Annotated in this window: 4 protein-coding genes; 1 reads left to right on the forward strand and 3 read right to left on the reverse strand. The window is 44.3% G+C overall.

Going from position 1 to position 3,112, the window contains the following annotated elements; translation table 11 throughout:
- Window positions 1–380: aminopeptidase (locus NT010_16905; protein MCX5807722.1), on the forward strand; the 380-nt coding region annotated here is incomplete at its 5' end.
- Window positions 381–434: 54 nt separating this feature from the next.
- Here the strand turns inward: NT010_16905 and istB are convergent.
- The 3 genes from istB to NT010_16920 all read right to left on the reverse strand — a co-directional run.
- Complete coding sequence (istB, locus tag NT010_16910) at window positions 435–1,181, reverse strand: IS21-like element helper ATPase IstB (GenBank protein ID MCX5807723.1); 747 nt, start codon at window positions 1,179–1,181, stop codon at window positions 435–437.
- Entirely contained in the window at window positions 1,181–2,734 is a 1,554-nt protein-coding gene (istA, locus tag NT010_16915) for an IS21 family transposase (GenBank protein ID MCX5807724.1), read from the reverse strand. Before istA ends, istB begins: the two co-directional genes overlap by 1 nt.
- A 131-nt stretch (window positions 2,735–2,865) precedes the next feature.
- Window positions 2,866–3,112 (reverse strand): hypothetical protein (locus NT010_16920; GenBank protein ID MCX5807725.1); only part of this gene is annotated, 247 nt, incomplete at its 5' end.

The raw sequence follows: 3,112 nt of genomic DNA on the forward strand, positions 1-3,112 counted from the left end.
GGACATACTATGCAAATCTCCCATCCTTCAGGAGCGGAAATTATGTTGAAGAAGTGCGTCTTACCTTCCGGAAAGGTTCTGTTGTAAAGGCGGAGGCAAAGACAGGGGAAGAGTTCACAAAAAAACAGATATCCATGGATAATGGAGCTTCAAAAGTGGGTGAATTTTCCCTTACTGATAGACGATTTTCAAGAATTGACCGGTTTATGGCTGACACCCTGTTTGATGAAAACTTTGGTGGAGATTACGGCAATTCCCATGTTGCCCTCGGGGCATCCTATGTAGATACCTATGCCGGCGATCCTGCGGACATCACGAAGGAATTCAAAAAGAAGATGGGTGTAAATTACAACTGTTTTTCCACCACCCACTCCAAATAGAAATACACCACCCGTCACAAATAGAAATACACCACCTGTGAATCCTGCAGGCAGCTACTTAACCTCCTTTTTTAGATTTTGTATTCTGTAAGAATGACCATCCAGATTGAATATCTTTGAATGATGTAACAGCCTGTCCAGAAGAGCAGTGGTCATAATTTCATCTCCCAGCATTTCGGCCCATTCATTGAAGCTCTTGTTTGATGTGATAATTACGGACCTCTTTTCATACAGTTCACTGATCAGGTTAAAAAACATATTGGCCTCTTTTCTCTCTATAGGCGAATATCCTATTTCATCAATAATGACAAGATCCGACTTGAGAATCCTGTTTATTCTGAAGGCGGACATCTTCTGAATGTCAGCAGTCTTCAAGAGTTTGATCAGCGCTGTCATGCGCTCAAAACTGACAACATATCCCTTTTCCACTGCCTTTATGCCCAGTGCTATCGCAAGATGGGTCTTCCCTAATCCCGGGGGTCCGAACAGAAGTATATTCATGCGGTTATCCAGCCAGGCAAACTCAAGCAGTTGTGATATGTCCATCTTTGCAATGCCTTTTATATTACCGAACTCAAAGGTATTGATTTCTTTCACAACCGGGAAATGGGCTCCTGTCATGTTCCGGTTGTATTTCTTTTCTACCCGGTAATCCAGTTCAGCGGCAAGAAGGGTATTCAAAAAAGCGATATACGATTGTTGTCTGCTTTCCGCTGCATTCACCGCTTCATCAATTTTCTGTACAACTCCTTTTAATTTCAATGTTGTCAATTGGTCTATCACCTGTCCGTAGGCCTTCATTATACGCCTCCGGGAATATTTACCAGTACCAGGTATGGCGCAAGATCGGGTTTTGACACTGTAAGACCTGCAGCAGCTGCAGTCACCCCGGTCCTGGTTGCAAGTATCGGCACCGGGTTTTCTTCACTGTGTTTTCCGGCTTCCAGGAAATATTGGTAGCTGCTTTTCAGATTTCCCACGGAGAACATCTTATTATCAATACAGTATCGCAATGACAGGTCAAATGTTTCAGGATCAGGGGTATTATCACGGAAACATTTTCTGGCTTCCAGACACTGGTCTCTGGTGTAACGGGGAAAGGCGCTGAAATTGCCGGAGAGGAACAGTGTCCAGTTATCACAGGTGAAGTATCCCGTAACCTCATCTTTCAGTTCTTGTACCTTTACGCCCATTTCCCGCACAACAGCCCTGTTTTTTACTATTACGCCCGGTATCAGGGAGAGTGCATAGTCCGCTATTTCCTCGTTACTATAGCGGTCAAATACAAACAGCTTATCATCTGTCCTGTATATTTCTACTACCTGATTTCTGTATCGGTCGGGGAGATCATACTGGCAGGCATCAACAGCAATCCGACAATTGCTGTTGACGATTCTTGCTTCTCTGGTGCTTGCATGGTTTTTTCTGTAAATCGAATTTTTTAATGCCCTCAGATGCTTTCTCTCTTCCTCAATCTCTATGAGAGGTATCTTCTTTGTAGCCTGTGATATTTTTCCGTTTGCTCTGCGTTCAAGCCACTTCATCAGGTTGTCCCTTGCCTTCTGGATATCCTCAAATTCCCTGAAGGCAAAAAAATTGTGCTTGATATATTTGATAAAGTTCTCAATCTTCCCTTTGCTCTCCGGGTCAGCCTTCCGGCATACCCTCATTTTCAATCCCATCTCACCGATAAAATCACCGAACACCTTTGTGTATATGATATCCCCGACATTCTCTGCGACAACCATGATGCTGTCCTGATCTATTACCAGTTCTTCCGGTATGCCCCCAAGATAGTCGAAGCAGTCAAGCAGATGCTCTACCAGATCGTAGGCGGTAAAGGGTCTTTCCTGCAGTGCCGCATATTTGAAGCGGCTCGCTGACAGTACTGCTGCAAATATATAGTACTTACCACCTTTTTGATCTGTCTGTTCACCGAAATCGATCTGCAATTGCAGACCATAAGGCATATCTGCCACCCTGGTGTAATATCGTTTTTTATCGGACAATGTCAGTTGCCCGGTCTTTTGGAGATACCCTATGTAATTTCTCAGACTGTTCTCGTTCGCCGGCAGTTCCTTTTGCGTTTCCTCAAGATAATCATATACTGCTGATACGGGCAGCCTGATGCAGTCGTTGTTCCGGTACAGATCGAGAATCATTGTTCTGAAAGAATCAAACCCTTTCTCACGGTTTTGTGATCGTTCCAGATAGCACCGATATTCCTCTTCATCCATAGCGCAGTATTTGATGACGGTCCTCTTGTCTACACCCAACTCCCTTGAGATACGGTTCTTTCCGTATCCCTGTTTCTGTAATCTTTTAATTTCGTGATACATGCCTTTTTTCACCACCTGCCGGATCTCCTTTAGTTACTTTTTTTTCTAAAGGATATCCCATTCCAATTCCATCCAGGTGGTGTATTTCTGTTTGGAGTGCCTGGTGTATTTCTACTTGGAGATGGTGGTGGAATTCAGCTTATCATTTACATCGTCAGTTGAGTTGCAAGGATGGGTTCTCCGGACTGCACGAAGGCACTGCCTATCGTACGGTCATGGGCGGCCTGACTCGCAACAAAGCCCTGGTCTTGTTCCCCGCTCTTTTCATCAGGACTTATAGCGTTCTCAGACAGTGCTGGCGAGGGGATTGCAAGAACATCATCTATAATTATGGCCCCGTAACCCTTGAAAATTTTGTTCCGCTGTGTTTCGCAAAACATCTCGGTTATAAAA

Source organism: Pseudomonadota bacterium, from assembly GCA_026388275.1.
GTDB lineage: Bacteria > Desulfobacterota > Syntrophorhabdia > Syntrophorhabdales > Syntrophorhabdaceae > JAPLKB01.